The 21252-nt window shown below is 59.1% G+C and carries 22 protein-coding genes; all 22 read right to left on the reverse strand.

Going from position 1 to position 21252, the window contains the following annotated elements:
* Window positions 1-2: 2 nt before the first annotated feature.
* Complete coding sequence (locus tag AC1DHT_RS11975; RefSeq protein ID WP_427539063.1) at window positions 3-311, reverse strand: STAS domain-containing protein; 309 nt, start codon at window positions 309-311, stop codon at window positions 3-5.
* A 65-nt stretch (window positions 312-376) separates the two neighbouring features.
* On the reverse strand, window positions 377-838 hold the full coding sequence (gene fliJ / locus AC1DHT_RS11980; protein WP_477761364.1) for a flagellar export protein FliJ: 462 nt from the start codon (window positions 836-838) through the stop codon (window positions 377-379).
* A gap of 6 nt (window positions 839-844) precedes the next feature.
* Window positions 845-2203, reverse strand: coding sequence for a flagellar protein export ATPase FliI (gene fliI / locus AC1DHT_RS11985; RefSeq protein ID WP_427539069.1), 1359 nt, complete (start codon window positions 2201-2203; stop codon window positions 845-847).
* Window positions 2193-3002: a flagellar assembly protein FliH gene (gene fliH / locus AC1DHT_RS11990; protein WP_427539072.1), complete on the reverse strand. Its 810-nt coding sequence runs from the start codon at window positions 3000-3002 to the stop codon at window positions 2193-2195. The genes fliI and fliH overlap by 11 nt, the downstream gene beginning before the upstream one ends.
* A 4-nt stretch (window positions 3003-3006) precedes the next feature.
* Window positions 3007-4026, reverse strand: coding sequence for a flagellar motor switch protein FliG (gene fliG / locus AC1DHT_RS11995; protein WP_019692390.1), 1020 nt, complete (start codon window positions 4024-4026; stop codon window positions 3007-3009).
* The gene (fliF, locus tag AC1DHT_RS12000) at window positions 4019-5806 is read right to left on the reverse strand and encodes a flagellar basal-body MS-ring/collar protein FliF (RefSeq protein WP_427539075.1); all 1788 of its coding nucleotides are present in this window, start codon (window positions 5804-5806) and stop codon (window positions 4019-4021) included. Before fliF ends, fliG begins: the two co-directional genes overlap by 8 nt.
* Window positions 5807-5821: 15 nt before the next feature.
* Window positions 5822-6151, reverse strand: coding sequence for a flagellar hook-basal body complex protein FliE (gene fliE / locus AC1DHT_RS12005; RefSeq protein WP_427529933.1), 330 nt, complete (start codon window positions 6149-6151; stop codon window positions 5822-5824).
* Between the two features lie 167 nt (window positions 6152-6318).
* Window positions 6319-7719, reverse strand: a complete 1401-nt coding sequence (locus AC1DHT_RS12010) for a sigma-54-dependent transcriptional regulator (protein WP_427539078.1) — start codon at window positions 7717-7719, stop codon at window positions 6319-6321.
* On the reverse strand, window positions 7719-8918 hold the full coding sequence (locus tag AC1DHT_RS12015) for a sensor histidine kinase (RefSeq protein WP_427539081.1): 1200 nt from the start codon (window positions 8916-8918) through the stop codon (window positions 7719-7721). The genes AC1DHT_RS12010 and AC1DHT_RS12015 overlap by 1 nt, the downstream gene beginning before the upstream one ends.
* A gap of 128 nt (window positions 8919-9046) precedes the next feature.
* A complete protein-coding gene (locus AC1DHT_RS12020; RefSeq protein WP_103315610.1) occupies window positions 9047-10522 on the reverse strand; it encodes a sigma-54 dependent transcriptional regulator in 1476 nt (491 codons plus the stop codon).
* Between the two features lie 170 nt (window positions 10523-10692).
* On the reverse strand, window positions 10693-10989 hold the full coding sequence (fliT, locus tag AC1DHT_RS12025; protein ID WP_427529928.1) for a flagellar protein FliT: 297 nt from the start codon (window positions 10987-10989) through the stop codon (window positions 10693-10695).
* Between the two features lie 10 nt (window positions 10990-10999).
* Entirely contained in the window at window positions 11000-11395 is a 396-nt protein-coding gene (fliS, locus tag AC1DHT_RS12030) for a flagellar export chaperone FliS (RefSeq protein WP_427529926.1), read from the reverse strand.
* A 129-nt stretch (window positions 11396-11524) separates the two neighbouring features.
* Window positions 11525-12940, reverse strand: coding sequence for a flagellar filament capping protein FliD (gene fliD / locus AC1DHT_RS12035; protein WP_427539084.1), 1416 nt, complete (start codon window positions 12938-12940; stop codon window positions 11525-11527).
* Between the two features lie 83 nt (window positions 12941-13023).
* Entirely contained in the window at window positions 13024-13380 is a 357-nt protein-coding gene (locus AC1DHT_RS12040) for a flagellar protein FlaG (RefSeq protein ID WP_427539087.1), read from the reverse strand.
* 72 nt (window positions 13381-13452) lie between these two features.
* Window positions 13453-14304, reverse strand: a complete 852-nt coding sequence (locus AC1DHT_RS12045; protein ID WP_123583989.1) for a flagellin domain-containing protein — start codon at window positions 14302-14304, stop codon at window positions 13453-13455.
* 247 nt (window positions 14305-14551) lie between these two features.
* Complete coding sequence (locus tag AC1DHT_RS12050) at window positions 14552-14824, reverse strand: hypothetical protein (protein WP_427529922.1); 273 nt, start codon at window positions 14822-14824, stop codon at window positions 14552-14554.
* The gene (locus tag AC1DHT_RS12055) at window positions 14821-16113 is read right to left on the reverse strand and encodes a motility associated factor glycosyltransferase family protein (RefSeq protein WP_427539090.1); all 1293 of its coding nucleotides are present in this window, start codon (window positions 16111-16113) and stop codon (window positions 14821-14823) included. The genes AC1DHT_RS12050 and AC1DHT_RS12055 overlap by 4 nt, the downstream gene beginning before the upstream one ends.
* An 82-nt stretch (window positions 16114-16195) precedes the next feature.
* Window positions 16196-17122, reverse strand: a complete 927-nt coding sequence (locus AC1DHT_RS12060; RefSeq protein WP_427539093.1) for a ketoacyl-ACP synthase III — start codon at window positions 17120-17122, stop codon at window positions 16196-16198.
* A gap of 226 nt (window positions 17123-17348) precedes the next feature.
* The gene (gene pseI, locus AC1DHT_RS12065) at window positions 17349-18401 is read right to left on the reverse strand and encodes a pseudaminic acid synthase (protein WP_427539096.1); all 1053 of its coding nucleotides are present in this window, start codon (window positions 18399-18401) and stop codon (window positions 17349-17351) included.
* Window position 18402: 1 nt separating this feature from the next.
* Complete coding sequence (gene pseG, locus AC1DHT_RS12070) at window positions 18403-19899, reverse strand: UDP-2,4-diacetamido-2,4,6-trideoxy-beta-L-altropyranose hydrolase (RefSeq protein WP_427539099.1); 1497 nt, start codon at window positions 19897-19899, stop codon at window positions 18403-18405.
* Window positions 19896-20603 (reverse strand): pseudaminic acid cytidylyltransferase, encoded by a 708-nt coding sequence (gene pseF / locus AC1DHT_RS12075; protein ID WP_427539102.1) that lies wholly within the window; start codon window positions 20601-20603, stop codon window positions 19896-19898. Before pseF ends, pseG begins: the two co-directional genes overlap by 4 nt.
* Entirely contained in the window at window positions 20600-21220 is a 621-nt protein-coding gene (locus AC1DHT_RS12080; RefSeq protein WP_427539105.1) for a pseudaminic acid biosynthesis-associated methylase, read from the reverse strand. The genes pseF and AC1DHT_RS12080 overlap by 4 nt, the downstream gene beginning before the upstream one ends.
* Window positions 21221-21252 lie beyond the last annotated feature (32 nt).

A 21252-nucleotide genomic window follows, 5' to 3' on the forward strand; every position in this document is an offset into this window, starting at 1 on the left:
GATCAAGTGATGTCGAACAGCTTGTCGAAATTGGAGATGGCGAGGATTTTCTTCACATCGGAACTGCTGTTGACCACGCGAATATCGGAGTTGTCTCCGCCAGCATGATCACGCAACAGCAGCAACATACCCAACGCCGAGCTGTCGAGGTAAGTCGCCTCTTTCAAGTCGACCACCACCGAGTTTGGCATCTGCCCGTCGGGACGCTCGTAGGACTCGCGAAATTCCTGATGCTTGGCGAAATCGAACCGCCCCTTGACCGAAATCGTGAGTTTTTGCCCATCCGGAGATACTTCTGTAACGACTGACATGCTGCGGCTTCCCTGTCATTGGCAACGTGTAGAAGGTTTAGCACTTGCAGGGAGCATGAGCAAGGTCAAAAGATCGCYCAATACGGGTCGTGGCGCGGCAAACGCTGGGAAAGCTCATCAAGCAGTTTTTGCTCGCGCCGGTCTTCGAGTTGGCGAGCCTCATCAATGTAGCGCTGCACGAGCTTGCGCAGCCCTTCAACCCGGGCAAACGCCTGCTGCCAGGTCTCACGCGCCTTGTTCAGGTTGTTCTGGTGCCAGGCCAGGCTTTGGCGCTGCTGATCGATCGCCGTGCCGAGTTGCGCGAGAAAGCCCTGATACCCCAGCAACCATTGCCCCGAGACGCCACTGCTGCCGCGTACGATCCATTGTTCCTGGTACTCGAGGCGGAAGTTTTCGAGGTCGGCGAGCTTGCTTTCGGCCAATCGCACCTGGCCCTGGAAGTGTCCCAGGCGCTGGGCAGCGGTCTTTTCGGCCTTTTCAGCCATATCGACCACGGGCGCCAGGCGCGCCGACCGGCTCTGGGCCATGAGGTGTTAGCCGCCAGCCGCCGGGGCGAAGATCGAGCCAAGGTATGCCTCGCTCTCGCCCAGGTTGATGCTGTCGTTCAGGCCCTGACGCAGGTACTTGGCCAATTGCGGCTGCAACGAGATCGCCAGATCGGTTTCCCGATCGCCGCCCGCCACATAGGCGCCGACACTGATCAGGTCGCGACTTTGCTGATAACGCGACCACAACTGCTTGAAGTACTGCGCACGGGTCATGTGGTCCGGGCTGACCACCGACGGCATGACCCGACTGATGGACGCTTCGATGTCGATCGCCGGGTAATGCCCCTCTTCCGCCAGGCGTCGCGACAGGACGATGTGCCCGTCGAGCACGCCCCGTGCGGCATCGGCGATCGGGTCCTGCTGGTCGTCGCCCTCGGACAACACCGTATAAAACGCAGTAATCGAACCGCCGCCCGCCTCGGCATTACCGGCACGCTCCACCAGTTTCGGCAGTTTGGCGAATACCGATGGCGGATAACCCTTGGTCGCCGGCGGCTCACCGATGGCCAGGGCGATTTCCCGTTGCGCCTGAGCAAAACGGGTCAGTGAATCCATCAGCAACAGGACGTTCTTGCCCTTGTCGCGGAAATACTCGGCGATTCGCGTGCAATACATCGCAGCGCGTAGACGCATCAGCGGCGCATCGTCCGCAGGCGACGCCACCACCACGGAACGCTTGAGCCCCTCTTCACCGAGGATGTGCTCGATGAATTCCTTGACCTCGCGCCCCCGCTCGCCGATCAGCCCGACCACGATGATGTCGGCCTCGGTGAAGCGGGTCATCATGCCCAGCAGCACACTCTTGCCGACGCCGGTGCCGGCGAAGAGACCGAGGCGCTGACCGCGACCGACTGTCAATAATCCGTTGATGGAGCGAATACCCACGTCCAGCGGCTGGCTGATGGGGTCGCGCTTGAGCGGGTTGATGGTGGGACCATCCATCGGCACCCAGTCTTCGGCTTTCATTCCGCCCTTGCCGTCCAGCGCACGGCCGGCGCCATCCAGTACCCGCCCGAGCATGCTCATGCCCATCGGCAAGCGCCCGGCATCGGCCAAGGGCACCACCCTGGCGCCCGGGGCGATGCCGGCGACACTGCCGACCGGCATCAGAAACACCTTGTTGCCAGAGAAACCCATGACTTCGGCTTCGACCTGTACCGGGTGATAACTGTCGTCGTTGATTACCATGCAACGGCTGCCCATGGCGGCGCGCAGGCCCTCGGCTTCGAGCGTCAGGCCGACCATGCGCAGCAAGCGCCCTTCGAGGATCGGTTGGCCGGGCAACTCGGTGGCCTGTGCATAAGTGCTCAGGCGCTTGCCGAAGCTGGTGCGATCAAGGCGCATCAGCGATTTCCGGCTCTGGCTCAAGTGCTGCGGCAGATGGCTTTTCGCTGACGGGTAGTTCCAGCGTCAAATCCGCCTCGGCCGGATGCAGAGCCTGATCGTGCAATTGATCGAACAGCTTGGCCATGATCTGCGTGATACGGGTTTCTACGGTCGCGTCGATGCGGCTGTGCTCGGTCTCGACCCGGCATCCGCCCGGCAACATGGCTTCGTCTTCAACGATGCGCCAGGTCTCCTCATGGCGTTCACGCAATGCCTTGACCTGCTCGAAGTCCTGCGGGTTGATGTACAGACGCACATTCCCCACACCTAGCGGCAGCAATTTCAGGGCTTCGCGCATGACGTGTTCGATTTGCGTCGAGTCGATGGCCAGTTCGCGCTGAATCACCTGTTTGGCAATGTGCCGGACCAGCCCGACCAGGGACTTCTCGATCTGCGTATCCTGCTCGGCAATCGGCTCGAACAGATTGCCCATCAGCAATTCAAGGCTGGCGAGCTTCGCGCTCAGGGCCACGTCAGCTTCCTGACGAACCTTGAGCGTGGTGCTGTGAAAACCTTCTCGCTCACCGGTGGCGAAGCCTTCGTTGTAGGCTTCCTGACGAATGCTTTCGAGCTCTTCGAGGGTCAGTGGCTGGACTTCCTCCAGCGGCACTTCTTCCATCTCCGGCGGCTCGGGCTCGGGCTCGGGTTCAGGCTCCGGAACGTGCGGGTCGAAGCTGGGCAACGACCAGGTATCAAAACCGCGGACATCACGCGCACGGATCAGATCGGTGGGCGACTCATCACTCTTGGATGCCATGGCGTTAAATCATTTCCTCGCCGCCCTTGCCGCCGAGAACGATTTCTCCGGCTTCGGCCATACGGCGGGCAATGGTGAGGATTTCTTTCTGTGCGGTTTCCACATCGCTGACGCGGACCGGGCCCTTGGCCTCGAGGTCGTCGCGGAGCAATTCGGCCGCCCGCTTGGACATGTTCTTGAAGATCTTTTCCTTGACGCCTTCGTCCGAGCCCTTGAGGGCCAGCACCAGCACGTCCGAGGAGACTTCGCGCAGCAATGCCTGAATCCCGCGGTCGTCGACGTCGGACAGGTTGTTGAACACGAACATGAGGTCTTCGATCTGACCGGACAGGTCTTCGTCGACTTCGCGGATCGAGTCCATCAGCTGACCTTCGATCGAGCTGTCGAGGAAGTTCATGATGTCGGCTGCACGCTTGATACCACCCAGGGTGGTGCGCGCGGCGTTGGAGTTGCCGGAGAATTGCTTCTCGAGAATCTGGTTGAGCTCTTTCAGCGCGGCAGGCTGTACGGTGTTCAGCGAAGACACGCGCAAAATAATATCGAGGCGTACTTTATGGTCGAAGTTACCGAGCACTTCGCCGGCCTGATCCGGGTCGAGATACGCCACGACGATAGCCTGGATCTGCGGGTGCTCGTAACGGATCACGTCCGCCACGGCACGCGGCTCCATCCACTTCAGGCTGTCCAGACCGCTGGTATTGCCACCCAGCAGAATTCGGTCGATCAGGCCGTTGGCCTTGTCTTCGCCCAGCGCCTGGGTGAGCATCTTGCGCACATAGTCATCGGAGCCGACGCCGAGGCTGGTCTGATCGCCGACGATGTCGACGAACTCGCTCATCACCTGCTCGACCTGCTCGCGGTGCACGTTGCCCATTTGCGCCATGGCCACACCCACACGCTGGACCTCTTTGGGCCCCATGTGGCGCAGCACTTGCGCAGCATCGGTTGAACCCAGGGACAGCAGCAGAATCGCGGCTTTGTCGACCCGGCTGAGTTTGGCGATAGCGGCTCGGTTATCACTCATCTGCGTTAATCCACTCTTTCACGACCTGAGCCACACGACCCGGATCTTCGGCCACCAGGCTCTTGATTGCGTTCAACTGTGCGTCATAGCCTTCGCTCGGGCTAGGCAGCAGAATACTTTGCGGGCCACCGAGGCTGACGCGGTCGTTGGCCAGTTCGCCGTCCAGGCCGCCCATGCCACCGAGCTCCATATCGCTGCCCAGACCCGCCAACTGCTTGCCTTTACCGCCGCCGGTGATGTTGTTGAGCACCGGACGCAGCACGCCGAATACCAGCACCAGGATGAACAACACGCCGAGAACCTGTTTCACCACATCCCAGAACCAGGGCTGCGAGTAGAACGGAATGTCAGCGATGACTTCGCCACGCTCGGCCGAGAACGGCACGTTGATCACGCTGACGCTGTCGCCACGGCTGGCATCAAAACCGACGGCGTCCTGCACCAGACGCGTGAAGCGCGCCAATTCATCGGCGCTCCACGGCGCACGGGTGGTTTCACCGTTGGCCGCATTGACCTTGACCTGATCATCCACAACGACCGCAACCGACAGACGATTCAATCGGCCCTGCTGTTGCTTGGTGTGGCTGATGGAACGGTCGAGCTCGAAGTTCTTGGTGGATTGTTGACGCTTGTCTGCCGGGTACGGTGCCAGCATCGGCTGACCGGTTGCCGGGTCCATGATTTGCTGGCCGTTGGCATCCAGCAGCGGCTGACCTGGCTGGACCATGCCCGCGGAAGCGCTCGAGCCACCGGTAGTTTGTGGCGCCGAAGCCGGCGATGGCGGCTGGTTGCTCAGTGCACCGGGAACGCCTTGCGGACCGTTGCTGGCGGTGCGCTGTTCGGAAGTCGATTGCTCGCTGCGCAGGGCTGGCTGATCCGGGTTGAACTGCTCCGAAGTCGACTCGACTGCACTGAAATCCACGTCGGCGGAGACTTCAGCCTTGTAGCGGTCGTTACCCAGCACTGGCTGCAGAATATTGTGCACACGCTGAGTGAGCATGCTTTCCATGCGGCGGCTGTAATCGAATTGCTTGCCGGCCATGGTCAGTTCAGAGTTTTCCGCCTGATCGGAGAGCAAGGTGCCCTTCTGGTCGACGACGGTGATCTGCGACTTGCTCAACTCGGGAACACTGGTCGCGACCAGGTTGATGATGGCCATGACCTGACCCGGTTCCAGCGAGCGACCGGAATACAGCTCGACCAGCACCGATGCGCTTGGCTTGCGTTCATCACGCACGAATACCGAGCTTTTCGGAATCGCCAGGTGCACACGGGCACCCTTGACGTTGTTCAGGCTGGAAATGGTCCGTGCCAGTTCACCCTCAAGGCCACGACGATAACGGGTCGCCTCCATGAACTGACTGGTCCCAAGGCCCTGGTCCTTGTCGAGGATTTCAAAACCGATATTGCCGTCGCTGGGAGTGACACCAGCAGCGGCAAGCTTGAGCCGCGCACGCGACACATCATCGGCCTTGACCAGCAAGGCACCGGAGTTGGGTTCAATCGTGTAGGAAATGTCAGCGGCGGCCAGGGTTGCCATGACCTGCTTGGCGTCCATACCGGCAAGGCTGCCATACAGCGGTCGATAGTCGGGTTGCTGCGACCACAGCACCACGGCAAAACCAATCGCCACGCTCGCAGCCAGGCCAACCAACAGGCCCACCTGACGCAGCATGGTCATCTCGGAGAGGTTTTCCAGGAAGGACAGACCAAACAACGGCGGTTTGCCGTCTGCTGGCGTGACCTTGGCCGGAACGTTATCGGCGACTGCTTCTGCCATGACTCAATCTCGTCCTTAAACCGGCATCTGCATGATGTCTTGGTATGCCTGAACCAGCTTGTTACGCACTTGGGTCAACGCCTGGAAAGACACGCTGGCCTTCTGCGAGGAAATCATTACATCTGTCAGGTCGACGCCGCTTTTGCCAATTTCGAAAGCATTGGCCAGCTGGTTCGAAGCCTGCTGAGTGTCGTTGACCTTGTTGACGGCCTTGCCGAGCAGGTCGGAAAAGCTGCTACCGCCCATTTCCGGCACCGCGACTGCCGCTTTCGGCTGAGCCATGGCGTCCATTTGCATGGACCGCATGTCCAACATCAACCGATTAAATTCAATACCTTGGCTCATGGTCTACTCTCTCTGACGACCCGCAATTTTTTGACACTCACTCGGCGGATAGAGTGGTGTTAGCAACAAGGGTGCCAGCTCCATGGCGACACTTCATAAAAGTCCGACACGGATCACCGTATCTGTAGCAGCTGCCGAGCCCGCGAGGCAGTTGCTACAGATACGGTTCAGGTCGCGAACAAATAACCTTCGACATCCATTCCCGCATCGCGCATTTGCGCCAGCTTGTAGCGCAAGGTCCGCGGGCTGATACCCAGGCGCTCGGCCGCTTCCTTGCGCCGCCCGCGCTCGGAACGCAACGTATCGATGATCATCTGAAACTCGCGACGCCGCAGGTCATCGCCCAGTGCGCCCACTGAATCGCCTTGCGGCGCCTCGACCTCAAGCACTCGTGACGACATCGGAACCGGCGCCAATGTCGGCAGTGGCGCACAAGCGACCGGCCCCGCAAGGCAAAAGTCCTGCGGCTGAATCAAACCACCCTGTTGTAAAATCAGCGCCCGTTGAATGGCGTTATCCAGCTCGCGCACGTTGCCCGGCCACGGATAACCGATCAGGCAAGCCTGAGCTTCCGGCGACAGCCTGGCAGCGGCATGCTTCATTTTATTGACGTGCTTGGCCAGCAGACGCTCGGCCAGCGGCAAGATATCGGCGGTGCGTTCACGCAACGGACGCCAGGCCAGCGGAAACACCGACAGGCGATAGTAAAGGTCTTCACGAAAGCGCCCTGCCGCCACTTCGCCCGCCAGATCGCGGTTAGTGGTCGCAACCACCCGGATATCCAGCGCGATAGGCTTGCGTGCGCCCACGCGCTCGACTTCACGCTCCTGCAACACGCGCAGCAGCTTGGCCTGAAGCCCCAGGGGCATTTCGGAAATTTCGTCGAGCAGAATGGTCCCGCCATCGGCCTGCTCGAACTTGCCGGCTTGGGCCGCAATAGCGCCGGTGAACGAGCCTTTCTCATGACCAAACAAGGTCGCCTCGAGCATGTTGTCCGGGATCGCCGCACAATTGATCGCAATGAACGGCTGACTGGCGCGATGCGAGTGCTGGTGAATGTAACGCGCCAGCACCTCCTTGCCGGTACCCGACTCACCCGAGATCAACACCGTCGAATCACTGCGCGCCACACGCGCTGCCAACTCAAGCAGCTGCGCACTCGCCGGCTCGAACGCCACCGGACCTTCGCCCTCTGCGGCACCGAGACAACCCAGGGCATGGCGCGCCACCAGATCCAGCAACGCCTTGGGCTCGAAGGGCTTGACCAGATAGTCCGCCGCCCCCTGACGCATCGCATCGACGGCGCGCTCGACCGCACCATGCGCGGTCATCAGCAAGACCGGCAACTGCGGCTGACGAATTCGCAACAAACCCAACAACTGATGACCATCCATGCCCGGCATGTTGACGTCACTGACCACCAGATTGAATGACTCGCTCGCCACCGCTTCCAGGGCGTCTTCAGCCGAGCCCACAGCGGTGTAGTGGTGACCGGCCAGCAGCAGCGTATCCGTCAACGCTTCGCGCAGCGAGCGGTCATCTTCAACCAGTAAAACCTTGATTGCCATCAGCCTCTTTCCACTCCTTGAGCGCTGGAAAACAACGGCAAGACCACCACCGCACACGTACCACGGCCCGGCCGCGAGCGCATCTGCAATTCTCCCTGATGAGCACGGGCCACCGCCTTGACCACGGTCAGGCCAAGGCCGGTACCGGTAGTTTTGGTGGTGAAAAACGGCTCACCCAGGCGCGCCAGCACGGCAGGGTCGATACCGCCGCCGTTATCGCTGACACACAGCCGAAGGGTGTTTTCACGAGTGTATAGATGAACTTTAAGACGGACGTCGCCCGCACTGGCCTGAATCGCATTTTCAATCAGGTTCAGCAGCGCGCCGACCAGCGTGTCGCGATTACACAGCAACTCCCCGGCATGACTGTCGCACTGCCAGCGCACCGGATAATCCTGAACATGCGTCGATGCCGCCGCTTGCAGCGATTGCAGGAGCGCCCCGGGCGTCACTCGATCAGTCAACGGCAGCTCGCCGCGAGCGAACACCAGCATGTCCCGCACCTGATGTTCGAGTTCATGCAGGCGCTCTTTCAAACGCCCGGCAAACCGTTGCTGGGTAGCGACCGGCAACTCTTGCTCAGTCAAATGGCTGGCGTACAGCAATGCCGCGGACAGCGGCGTGCGAATCTGATGCGCCAGGGAGGCGACCATCCGCCCGAGGGACGACAAGCGCTCATGGCGAGCCAATTGGTCCTGCAAGTGCCGGGTTTCGGTCAGGTCGTTGAGCAGCACCAACTGGCCCGGCTCGGCATCCAGCGAGCGCGTGGCAATCGACAGGCGTCGACCATCCTTCAGGGAAATTTCATGACCGTCGTCTTCGCGTGGTGCAAAGCAGCGGGCAATCACATGACGCCACAACTCGCCTTCGAGCGGCAGACCCAGCAGCTCGCAGGCCGCCGGATTGGCTTCGCGCACCATGCCCTGGGCGTCAATGACGATGACGCCACCGGGCAACAAGTCGAGAAGGTTTTGCAGCCGGTTGGCCAGGCGTTCTTTTTCGGCCAGCTCTTGCATGCGCTGAGCACTGACCACTGCCAGTTCACCCTTGAGCTCGGTGACCCGAGCTTCAAGCATGCTGTAGGAATCGGTCAGTTGGCTCGACATCTGACTGAACAGCGCGAACGCCTGCTCAAGGCCAAGCCGACTTGCCTGCTCTACAGGGGACGATTGCCCCGAGGTTTCGGAGACAGGAGACATTTGGGCGGCGTGGGGCATCGTGCTCTCTCGCTTGGCTGACCGTCAGTTAAACGGAACGTTGCGAGGGACGTAGCAATACCCGTGCCTAAAAAAAACCGCCCATTATTCAGTGAGTTGAAAAACAGGCGTCAATCATCCGCCTGCTCATCACCTTCGCGACGGCTCATGCCGTACTTGCGCATCTTCTCGACCAGAGTGGTACGGCGAATGCGCAGGCGTTCGGCAGCACGCGCCACGATGCCATTGGCATCATCCAGCGCCTGCTGAATCAGGCCCTGCTCCAGACCACCGAGGTAGTCCTTGAGGTCCAGACCTTCTGGCGGCAGCATGGCGTTAGCGCTGAAGTCCGGGGTATGGCCATTGATGGCTACCCGCTCTTCAAGATCACTGCGCAAGCTATCGACCAATTGTTCGTCTTCGTCATCGACATAACGGAATTTCTTCGGCAATTCGACCACACCGATCACGCCGTACGGGTGCATGATCGCCATGCGCTCGACCAGGTTGGCCAGCTCACGGACGTTGCCCGGCCAGCCATGACGGCACAGCGACATGATCGCTGCCGAGTTGAAGCGAATGGAACCGCGCTTCTCGTGCTCCATGCGCGAGATCAACTCGTTCATCAGCAACGGAATATCTTCGACACGCTCACGCAGCGGCGCCATCTCGATCGGGAAAACATTGAGGCGGTAGTACAGGTCCTCACGGAAGCTGCCAACCTCGATCATGCTTTCGAGATTTTTGTGGGTCGCGGCAATGATCCGCACATCGACGCTCTGGGTCTTGTTGCTCCCCACGCGCTCAAAGGTGCGCTCCTGCAATACCCGCAGCAGCTTGACCTGCATCGGCAATGGCATGTCGCCGATCTCATCGAGAAACAGCGTACCGCCGTTGGCCAGCTCAAAGCGCCCGGCGCGGCTGGTGATGGCCCCGGTAAAGGCGCCTTTCTCATGGCCGAACAGTTCGCTTTCCAGCAGCTCGGCCGGAATCGCACCACAGTTGACCGGAACGAACGGCGCGTCACGCCGCTTGGAGTGATAGTGCAGGTTGCGCGCGACCACTTCCTTGCCCGTACCGGACTCACCGAGGATCAGCACGCTGGCATCGGTGTCGGCCACTTGCTGCATCATCTGGCGGACGTGTTGAATCGCCCGGCTGGTGCCGACAAGGCTACGAAACAGATTGGGCTCACGGTGACGACCACGCTCACGGGCCTGGTCGTACATCTCGCGATAAACCTGGGCGCGGTGCAGGGAGTCGAGCAACTTGCTGTAGCTGGGCGGCATTTCCAGTGTGGAAAGTACCCGGCGACGCTGGTCTTCCGGCAGGTCAATGGAAGAATTATCGCCCATTAACAAAACCGGAAGGAACTCATCCCAGGTAGCGAGTGTCTTTAACAAGCCCGGAAGAGAGCCAGGTGCATTTACCGTCCCGATAAGGACGCAAATGACTTCACGACTTGATGACAAAGAGCCGACTGCCTGCTGCCAGTCATGGCTACCGCAGGGTAAATTTTCTTCGCCCAGAAAATTTAAAATCACCGCCAAATCACGGCGGCGGACGCTATCGTCATCAATCAGCAGAATTTTGGTTTCACGCCACATGCAATAGCAACTTCCCTAGTCAACTCAATGCCCGAAATGAGTGGGCAAGCTAGACGCTTGCAGGCACGTTAAGCCTGATAGACGCCTGAAATCTTCAAACAGCCACTAGTTAAGTCAAAAAACCGTGCACAGTCAAATTTATGGCGCACTACGGTCGGATTAACTGAGCATTAACCGAACAGATGGTAAACCTTTGCCGCGTTCTGTGCTTGATGGATCTGCGACATCTCATCGAATATTGCCTGACGCTCTCCCGTCGCCGCCTCCAGCAACTGTCGATAGACCCCCAGCAACTCCTCGAGATTATCGCGCAACGCCACCTCATCCAGCGAAGCCTCACTCAAAACGTCTTCCATGCAGGAACGGCAATCCAGGTCCAATTGACCGATAGCTTCCCAGTTACGCTCGGCCAATGCATCGACCAGGGCTTCACGGGTTTGTTCGATACGCTGCAGTACAAGACTCATGGTGATCTCCTTAAAACTGCGGACCTGGCGCTGCGATGGCATCCCAGCCTTCCTTGACCGTCCCCAGCAAACTGGCGACTTCGTCGAGGATCTTCGGATCGCTCTTGATATTGGCCTCCGCCAGACGCTTCATCATGTAGACGTAGAGATTATCCAGCTCGCCTACTTCATCCGCCTTGTTCTCAAGGTCCAGACCTTCACGCAGGCCGCCAATGATGCCGATGGCCTTGCTGATGAATACACCTTTGCCCGGAATATCCTTTCGCTCCATGGCGCCTTTGGCCTGAGCAATACGATCCAGCCCACCCTCCATCAACATCTGCACCAAGCGGTGCGGACTGGCTTCGGAGGTTTGCGCCTGTGCTCCAATTTTCTGATATTGCCGAAGGGCTAACATCGGATTCATGCTCTACCTCATCACAACTCAAGGGCTCGTATAACCAATGTATCGTCTACGAGTCAAAAAACTTTAAATTCAAAAGGCAAAAACCCGGCGCGTTAAAAACGCAGCCGGGTTTTTGGCGCTGGCTAAAGATTAGCCGCCGGACTTCTGTGCGTTCAAGGAGGTGAAGAACGAGGTGATACTGGTCGACGTCGCCTTCATCTGCCCGACCAACAGGTCCATGGCGTTGTACTTGGCCGTCAGCGTTGCGGTCAGTGTGGTAACGCGCAAGTCCAGCGCCGTCTGCTGATTGGCCAGATCGCTTTTCTGCTTGTTCAGGCTGGTAGTGCGCTGATCAAGAATGCCACCGGTCTGCAAGTAAGGCTTGATCGCCGCACCCATCCGGGCCAGCAGGCCATTGGTGCTGTTGGTGCCGGTGAACAGCGTCTGAACCTGACTACTCAAGCCCTGGGTAGTCATCGCAGCGGTGAACTTGGTTGAGTCAAAGTTCAGCGTACCGAGCTTCTGATCGGTCGTGATACCCAATTGCGACAACACCGCCAATTGCCCCCCCGGCCCAGGCGTCACCAACTGACCGCGAATATCGGCAATTATTGAACGAGGCACCGAGTCACCGGTCAGCGCGGCAGCGACGGTCAGTTTGCCATTGGCATCGGCCGAGGCCTGGGTCAGAGAGGTCACCGTCTTCACCAGTGTGTTATAGGCGTCGACAAACGACTGTATCGACGTCTGCAAACCGCTGGTGTTGGTCGCCACAGTTACCGTCGAGGTACCTGGCGCAACCAGCGTCATGCTCAAGCCGCCCACGGCCTGACTGACGGTGTTGGTTTTGCTGGTCACTGTCAGGCCATCAATTGTCAGGCTCGCATCAGTTGCCAGCGCACCGATCGTACCGGAACTGGAAGCAGAAGGGTTCGCACCCATCACCTGGGTGCCGTCGATTGCCAGACCGGCAATACCGCTGACGGTCAGATCCGAGCCTGCACCCGTTGTGGTCGACCCGATCACCAGACGCGAACCGTTGCTGTCAGTGACGATGTTGGCCGTGATGCCTTTGGCTGTCAGCGTGGTGTTAATCGCATCACGAGTAGACTGCAGCGTCGCACCGGACGGGATAGCGACGTTATAGGCAGTGCCATTTTGACTGATTTGCAAAGTACCAGTCGGAATGGCACTGGTAGCACCGCCTGCAAATGAAGCACTGGCAACTTTGGAACCGGTAGCCAGGTTGTTGACTTTAATATTGTAAGTACCGTTGACGGCGGTGTTATCAGAAGTCACGGTCAAGGTCGCCGGCGTCGACGAGGTAGCCGCAAACCCGCCAAACGCAGGGCTTGTCGAGCTATTGAGCTTGTCCATGGCGGCCTGATAAGCGGCCAAAGCACTTTTGAGCGAACCCACACCGGAAATTTTCGAGGTATTGAGCGAGGTTTGAGTGGTGATCTGAGTCTGCTTGGCCGACTTGTCGCTGTTGACCAAGGCCGTAACGATCGAACCGATATCCAGGCCGGAACCCAGACCTGTACCCGGTAAAATTGGACTTGCCATGTGCTTCTCCCTTTCTGTCTGTCGCCAGTCTTTTGACCACTCACGCCGTCAAATGAACGTGCAACCACTATTCATGCCAGTTGTCAGGCTTTTGCGTCGAACAGTACGTTGCTCGCCGAATTCAAACTGTCCGCCAGCTTCAATGCTTCTTCGGAAGGGATTTGTCGCACCACTTCACCCGACTCAGTGGCAATCACCTTCACAACCACCCTGCCGGAAGCCTCATCGATAGAGAACTCCAGGTTGCGCTTGATTGACTGTACGAACTTCTCGATCTCTTGCACGGCCAGTTTCAGCTTCTGCGCGTCCGCGTCCTTACTTCCAGCCACAGCCTGAACACTGTCACTGCTGCTACGAGGTGCTGCAGCCGCTTTATCGACCGTCGTACTTGCCGGCTGAGCAGTCGGGTAAGACAAGTTCAGCTTCACGCTCATGTCCATATCCATCACCTCTAAACGTAAAAAGCGAGAGAGCGTGACCAGCACACTCCCCCGCTAAAACTCATTCCGAAATTACTGAAGCAGCTTCAGTACAGCGGAAGGCAGTTGGTTGGCTTGAGCCAGAACCGAGGTGGAAGCTTGCTGCAGGGTTTGCTGCTTGGTCAGCTGAGCAGTTTCTGCTGCGAAGTCGGTGTCTTGTACGCGACCCAGTGCAGCGGTGGCGTTTTCGTTGACGTTCTGCAGGTTGGAGATGGTGCTGGTCAGACGGTTCTGTGCAGCACCGAGGTTTGCACGAACAGCACCAACGGAGGCGATTGCAGCGTCGATTGCGGTGATCGCGCCGTCGATGGCGGAACCAGCAGCAGCGCTGGTAGCACCGGTCAGAACAGTAGTACCACTACCTACCGACAGGCTGACGGCGTCGAACTTGGTGCTCAGGGTCAGGGTGATCTGGTTGGCAGTACCGGTGTTGGAGCCCACTTGCAGGGTCATGCTGCCAGCGGAACCGTCCAGCAGGTTTTTGCCGTTCAGGTTAGTAGCCTGGGAAATACGAGTCAGCTCGTCGGACATCTGAGTGAATTCCGCGTTGGTCGCGGCCTGGTCAGCTGTGCCGTTGGTGCCGTTACGTGCCTGGACAGCCAGTTCACGCATACGTTGCAGAATGTTGGTGGTCTCTTGCAGAGCGCCTTCAGCAGTCTGAGCCATCGAGATGCCGTCGTTGGCGTTTTTGATAGCTACGGTCTGACCGCGGATCTGGCTGCTCATACGGGTAGCGATCTGCAGGCCGGCAGCGTCGTCTTTGGCGCTGTTGATTTTCAGGCCGGAAGACAGACGAGTCATGGAGGTCTGCAGAGCGTTAGCGGCATTGTTCAGGTTCTTCTGAACAGACAGAGAAGCGACGTTAGTGTTTACGCCTAAAGACATGGTGAATTCCTCGTTGGTTGGGTACTGCGGCTTCCGGCCCTGGCAACCGCCGGGTGTGGCCTAGAGAACCTTCGTAGTAGTTATCGTCGCGATTGCAGGTTGCTTGAGGGCTTTTTTAAAAATAATTGCCATCACACTGCCATCCCCTCGGAAACAAAGGCTTGCACGAGACCCACGAGAGAAAAATGACGTCAGGGAAATGCCGGCGACAGAGGAGCGAGGAGATCGCCTGGCCGGCAAAAACGGTTCAGAGGTGAGCGTGACTCGCCTCCAGCAAGTCGATCAATTCATACTCCATGGTGTCGGCCAGCCCCAACCAGTCCTGCGCTTCCTGGGAAGCCAGCATCGACATGAGCAATTGCGCCCATTGCAACTGGATATCTTCAGGGGCCTGACTCAAGAGGCCTTGCACCTTGTCGAACACATCGACCATGGTCAGCGCGGCCTCGACATCACGTCCCAGACGAAACAACCCGGCGCACTGCCGGCAATCGATAATGCATTGTGCAAGCCCGCTCATTGCACGAACTCCTGGTTGAACGTCGTTCCCACGATCATCGCCCCTGCCCGGCTGCTGTTAAAAAATCGCACCTGCGGATGTCCGGCGATGTAGCGCTCCAGCTCACACAGATAACTGCGAAAGTTCAACTGCGTCCTGACCCGCACTCCATGCCCATCAAGCACCCAGTGTTTGGCCTGGTTCACTCCTGGCCCCAGATCGCCATCGCTCCAGCCGGCATGGGTTTTGTTCATCGGGAACGCAAAGTCGGCACCGAACAGGGTAATCCGGTCGGCCCCCATCTTCACCGCCAGATCCACGGCAGGATGAATCACGCTGCCACCGACATACAGTTCAGCCTTGCTGATTTCCTGGCGTATAGCGGCATAGACCGGGCTGGCGGAATAGCCGACGTAACGCGTACCCTGCCAGGCCTTCAACACCTGCGGGTCGCTCATTGGCAGGTAGATCAAGGGGATGTTGCCGGTGTCCTCGGGCGGCAAGTGCCTGAAGCTGATGCGTCGGTCGATACTGACCACCAGATCCGGTCGGATGCCATGCTCGCGCAATGGGCGGTACGCCGTATCGACACTGATGAACAACGGCCGCTGATCACGCTCGCGTATCGCCCGGAGCTGATCGAAATGCAGCTCGAGACTTGGCCCTGTGCCAATCACATAGACTTCCCGACCTGCACAGGTACCGAACAACTCGGCCACATCGCGATCACGGCTGACGAGCTCACGACTATCTTCCAGCCGCTCAATGATCGCTGGAGACTGCGGATCGAACTCACGATTATTGAAGGCAAGGTGCACTTCGCTGATCAGCCGATCCCGAATCTTGGCATTGAAATCATCTGCCAGCAGCATCTCGGACGGTAATGCAAAAAACGGCAGGTGGATGTCCGACAAGTCGCCGGCATAGATCAACTCGACCCGAGGATCACTCAGCCACTGCCGCTGATCGAGCAACTGCAGCGTCAACGAGAAAATCGCGCCATTGAGGATATGTACGTACAAACGTTGAAGCTCGGTACTTTCAAGCAATACACATGGCAAGTCACCCAGCCCCGTGCCGTAGACATGCACCACAGGGCTCGCCGGCGGCAGGCTGGCCGCTTGCAGCCGAGCCTCGCGCGTACGGTCATGGCGACTGGTCAGCTGGATGCCGGCAATGCTCAGGGTCGAGCCCAATCCCTCCACCAGCTCAGCCTGAACCGCCGCGCTGTCTTCAGTCATCAACCGTACATGCAGCGCCGGCCAGCGACGCTCTATTACCTGGAAATTGTCTTCAACGCTGTCGCTCATGCGGCCTCGATATTCATTCAGGCAAAAAAATAGCGTTCAAGGTTACACCTTGAACGCTATTTTTTATGCCACAGGTTCTAGTTCATGGGCGATAAATAATTGCCGAACCCCACGAGAGCCCTACACCAAAACCGCTCAGCGCTACGCGCTTCCATTTGGCGTCGAGTACGTGTTTTTCCAGCAGCAACGGAATGCTCGACGACACGGTATTACCGGTCTCGACCATGTCCTTGATGAATTTCTCCGGATCACCTTCAAAACGCCGCGCCACGGCGTCAACAATCGCCGCACTGCCCTGGTGGATGCAGAACGCATCGATATCGTCGGCGTGCAGACCGGACTCGTCGAGCAACTCGTGCAAATGCGCCGGGACTTTCAGCAAGGCAAAGTTGAACACTTGACGACCGTTCATGAAGAACACCCCGTCAGTGACTTTCAAGTGCGGTGCACCAGAACCGTCGGTGCCGAACTTGGCCTTGCCCAACTGCCACGCAGCATCTTCGCCCATCCAGGTCGCGGTGGCGGCATCACCGAACAGCATGGTGGTATTGCGGTCTTCGGGGTCGACGATCTTCGAGTAAGGGTCGGCGGTCACCAACAGGCCGTTCTTCAGGCCCGCGGCTTCCATGAAGCCCTTGATCGCGTAGATGCCGTACACGTAGCCGGAGCAGCCCAGGGAGATATCGAAAGCGGCAACGGTGGTGGGCAGGCCGAGCTTGTCCTGAACGATCGCTGCGGTGTGCGGCAGACCTTCTTCGTCGCCGTTCTGGGTGACGACGATCAGCACATCGATCGATTCGCGCTTGAGTTCAGGGTTGTTGGCAAACAACGTATTGACCGCTTCGACACACAGGTCCGAAGTTTCCTGCCCGACGTCTTTACGCGGCAGGAAAGCGGAACCGATCTTGCCCAGGATGAATTCCTCATCCTTTTCGAATTTTGCACCTTGTGCGTAATTGTCCACGCCGGCTACAGGTACGTAGCTCGCAATGCTCTTTATGCCAATCATTACGGCTTCCCAATAATAAACAGCTGAATACCCCCGTTCGCACGAATCGAGGGGCGCCGACACATAGATTTTGCGTTGCCCGCAACGGGCAACCACGGAAAGCCTAAAGGGCTATCACTGAGCCGGTTACCGGCCAGGCGCCATCTTTCCGATCAATACAATACAGTGAAGATGCCCGTTATGACTCGCAGGTCACGCTATTTTCCGCAATCAGCCACACAAGCGCTCATTCGATCAGCGACCAGGTCAGCGCTGTGCCGCGCTTTAAAGGCCCGCGTGCACGTCGTCCGATAATGCTTTCAGCGTGTTTGGGGGCCAGCCCCAGCCCCGGGCGAATGGCTCGCAGATTCTCTGACGTGAACACTTCACCGGCGGCCATGTCCTGGGCAACGTACAGCGAACGACGATACACCAGCGACTTCTGCTCGGCCTCCGTGACGCCATAATGCACCTGGCCCATGGCCTGCCAGGCGCGCTCGGTCTCGACCACCAGGCTGGCCAGTTCGGCCGGTTCCAGCGAGAAACTCGCGTCGACGCCTCCGGCAGCCCGGTCCAGGGTGAAGTGTTTTTCCACCACCGTCGCCCCAAGGGCCACGGCCGCCACCGAGACACCGACGCCCATAGAATGATCGGACAGCCCCACTTCGCAACCGAACAGCTCGCGCAGGTGCGGGATGGTTCGCACATTGCTGTTGGCAGGCGTGGCCGGGTAGGTGCTGGTGCATTTGAGCAACACCAGGTCCTTGCAGCCGGCCGCACGTGCCGCACGCACCGTTTCATCCAGCTCGGCGATGCTGGCCATGCCGGTAGAAATAATCAGCGGCTTGCCAGTGGCGGCGACCCGACGTATCAGGGGCAGATCGGTGTTCTCGAAACTGGCGATCTTGTAGGCTGGCACGTCGAGACTTTCGAGAAAGTCCACGGCGGTGTCATCGAACGGCGTCGAAAATGCCAACATGCCCAACTCTTTGGCTCGGGCAAAGATCGGTGCATGCCATTCCCACGGCGTTTGCGCCTTCTCATACAGCGCATACAGCGAAGTGCCGGCCCACAGGCTGTTGGGGTCCTTGATGAAAAACTCACCTTCATCCAGGTCCAGGGTCATGGTATCGGCGGTGTAGGTTTGCAATTTCAAGGCATGCGCACCGGCCTTGGCCGCCGCTTCGACGATCTGCAATGCGACTTCCAGCGACTGATTATGGTTGCCGCTCATCTCGGCGATGATGAATGGCGGCGCATCGGCACCGATCATGCGGTCGCCAATCTTGAAGCTAGTCATGTCAGTGTTCCTTCAATACGCGCGTGAACACGCAAGCGCTCTGGGTAAATCCTGCTTCGCGAAACAGGCTCAGCGACGGCCGGTTGGCAGGCAACACCTGTGCGGTGATGGCGCCTACTTGCGGCCAATGGGCCGTCACGAAGGCTTCGCCGCGGGCCAGCAGCGCCCTGCCCCAGCCCAGACCGAAGCGGCCTTCGAACAAATAAATCGAGACTTCGGCGCTCCCCCCTTCAAGGTCATAGCGCAACACGCCAACCGGGCCATCACCGGCCTCGGCAATCAACAGCAAGCGCTGCTCATTGCTCAAACTCGCCGCCAGCCAGGCCTGGTGTGCTTGCCAGTCGATGCTGCGGTTGTCCAGCGACCAGCGCCGTACCGCCTCGGCATTACGTCCGTCAAACAACAGGCGCGCATCATTTTGCGTCGCCTTGCGCACCGGCAGCACCGCACCGACCAGCGCTGCCGCGACCCGCTGTGCACCTCGGCCATCGACCAATCGCCGTGAGTGTTCGGCCAGACTCTGACGCAGGCCCCGATTGCCTGCGACAAAACCGATGGCCTGGCGCAGCTGCTCGACACTGACCTGCTCTCGCGTACCCAGGAACACATGGGCGCCCGAAGTCGCCATGACCTCGCCATTGGCCTGTTGATTATTCGACACCGCAATACAAATCGTCGGTAGCCCCATGGCCGCCCGTTCCCAACTGGTGCCACCACCGGCACCGATAAACAGGTCGGCTTCGGTCATCAGCCGGTAAAAGTCGCTGACAAAACGCTGTAGACGCCAGTTCGGGCGACTGGCCGCCAGCGCCTGCATCTGCTCCCACGCCGGGTTGTCGGCACCGGCGACGAAATCGACTTCCAGCTCAGGGAAATCGCTCAACGCGAGCATTGCATGGTGAGTCTGCTTCGCCGCATCGAAGCCTCCGAAGTTCACCAATACGCGTTTGGCCCGGGGCTTGATTTCAATCGCCGGGCAGCAGAATTCATCGCGCAACATTGCGAAGCGCGGACCCAGCAACGTCTGGCATCCGGGGGCAAGCAGCGAGGCATAGGCCTCTGGCGTGCCGGAAAGATTCTGGTTGAGCAGCAGATCGACACTGTAGGTGCGCGTCGCCAGATCATCCACTGCACCGATCCGTGGTGCCCAGCGACGGGCGGCGGTCTGCCAGTGGTGATCGAGGCCGTAATGGTCGGCAATGATCCAGTCGAACGCCGCCTGCTGCTCCAGAGCTTGCCCCAGCGCGGCAATGTCCGCCTGCCACGGCAGCATGCTCTCGATGGCTTGCTGCGGGTCTTCGTCGGGATAGCGCTCCGGCAGCGCGAAAGTTTCAAAGCCTTCAGCGGCAAGACTGTCGAGCCGATGCCCCGGCAACCGGCGACAGGCGAATGCCACGTGCACTCGCATCCGGCGCAAGGCTCTGGCCAAGGTCAGGCAGCGGGCGATGTGGCCGCTGCCAATGGTCGGAGAGGCATCGGCGCGGATCAGCACTCTCATTGCAATTCACCGCCAGCCTTCAGTGCAGTGTACAAGTACTCGGCGCGCTTCCAGTCTTCGAGGGTGTCGATGTCCTGCACCAGATAGCGCGGCAGGATCACCGGCAGGCTCCGGGTTGAATACAACACATCGCCGCGCAACCAGGCACTGCTGCGCCCCCAATAGAACTGCCCGGCGTCCTGATAGGCCGGCGGCAAATCCTGGGAACGCGTGTTACGGAATTCCGGATACAGCGCACTCAAGGCGCCCTGATCGTCAAGGGTCAGGGCACGCTGCACCGGGAAACCGAAGTCGCACACCGAGAACGCGAACGACTTGTCCGGGTGCAGTTCCAGTTGCTGCAAACCCTGTTGCAAAAACCGCGTTTGCAGCAGTGGCGCGGTGGCGTAAATACAACAGGCGTAATCAAAGTTGCGGCCCTGTCGATGCAATTCTTCCAGTGCATGGACAATCACCGCCGCCGTGCCGGTGAAATCATCGGCCAGGGTTGCCGGACGCATGAACGGCACCTGCGCACCACTGGCGCGGGCCAGGTCGGCGATTTCATCATCGTCAGTGCTGACCACCACCTGGGCGAACAACCCCGAATCGAGAGCAGTTTTAATCGAACGGACGATCATCGGCACGCCGTCGAACAGCTTGAGGTTCTTGCGCGGTATGCGTTTGCTGCCACCGCGGGCCGGGATGATGGCGACGTTGCTCAACGGCGTTTTTCCAGAAGAAACCAGGTGATGTCGTCCACCGGGAATTGCGGGTCGCGGTGGTAACCAAACCCGTAATCCAGCAGTTGCAAGTCATCATAGCGATCAAGCATTTCACCGGCAAAATCGCGTTTGAACAACTTGCCGCTGTTGCCGCGATACGACACCTCTACCGGTACCGGGTTGTAATACTCGGCAATCAGGATATACCGTCGGCTCAGCTCATAGAGCTGTGCATAGGCCGCCGGCAATAACTCCGGCGCCAGATGAATCAACACGCCTTTGCTCAAGGTCAACTCGAAAGACCGCTCGCGAGGAAAGTCAAACAGCGACCCCTGCCAGACTTCCGCAATTCCCAGGGCCCGCACCTGCTCGCAGGCCTTGGCGTTGATCTCGACGCCCTGCAAGGCACAGCCAGGCAACAGCTGATGCAAGGCGCGCAGGTTGTTGCCGGTATTGGTGCCCAACTCCAGCAGACTGTCAAGGCGCGTGGTTCTCGCCAGCGCCTTGGAAAACAACGCCAGGTTGGCAGCGATCAATGCCTGTCCCTGGTTGCGAGCCACATACTCATCGCCAAACTCGCCCTGCCAGAAAACTTCTTGCTCGCTTAACTCACGCATGTTTCTCACTCGTCATCGGGTCACGGAACGTC

Source organism: Pseudomonas sp. 05N432, assembly GCF_056396945.1.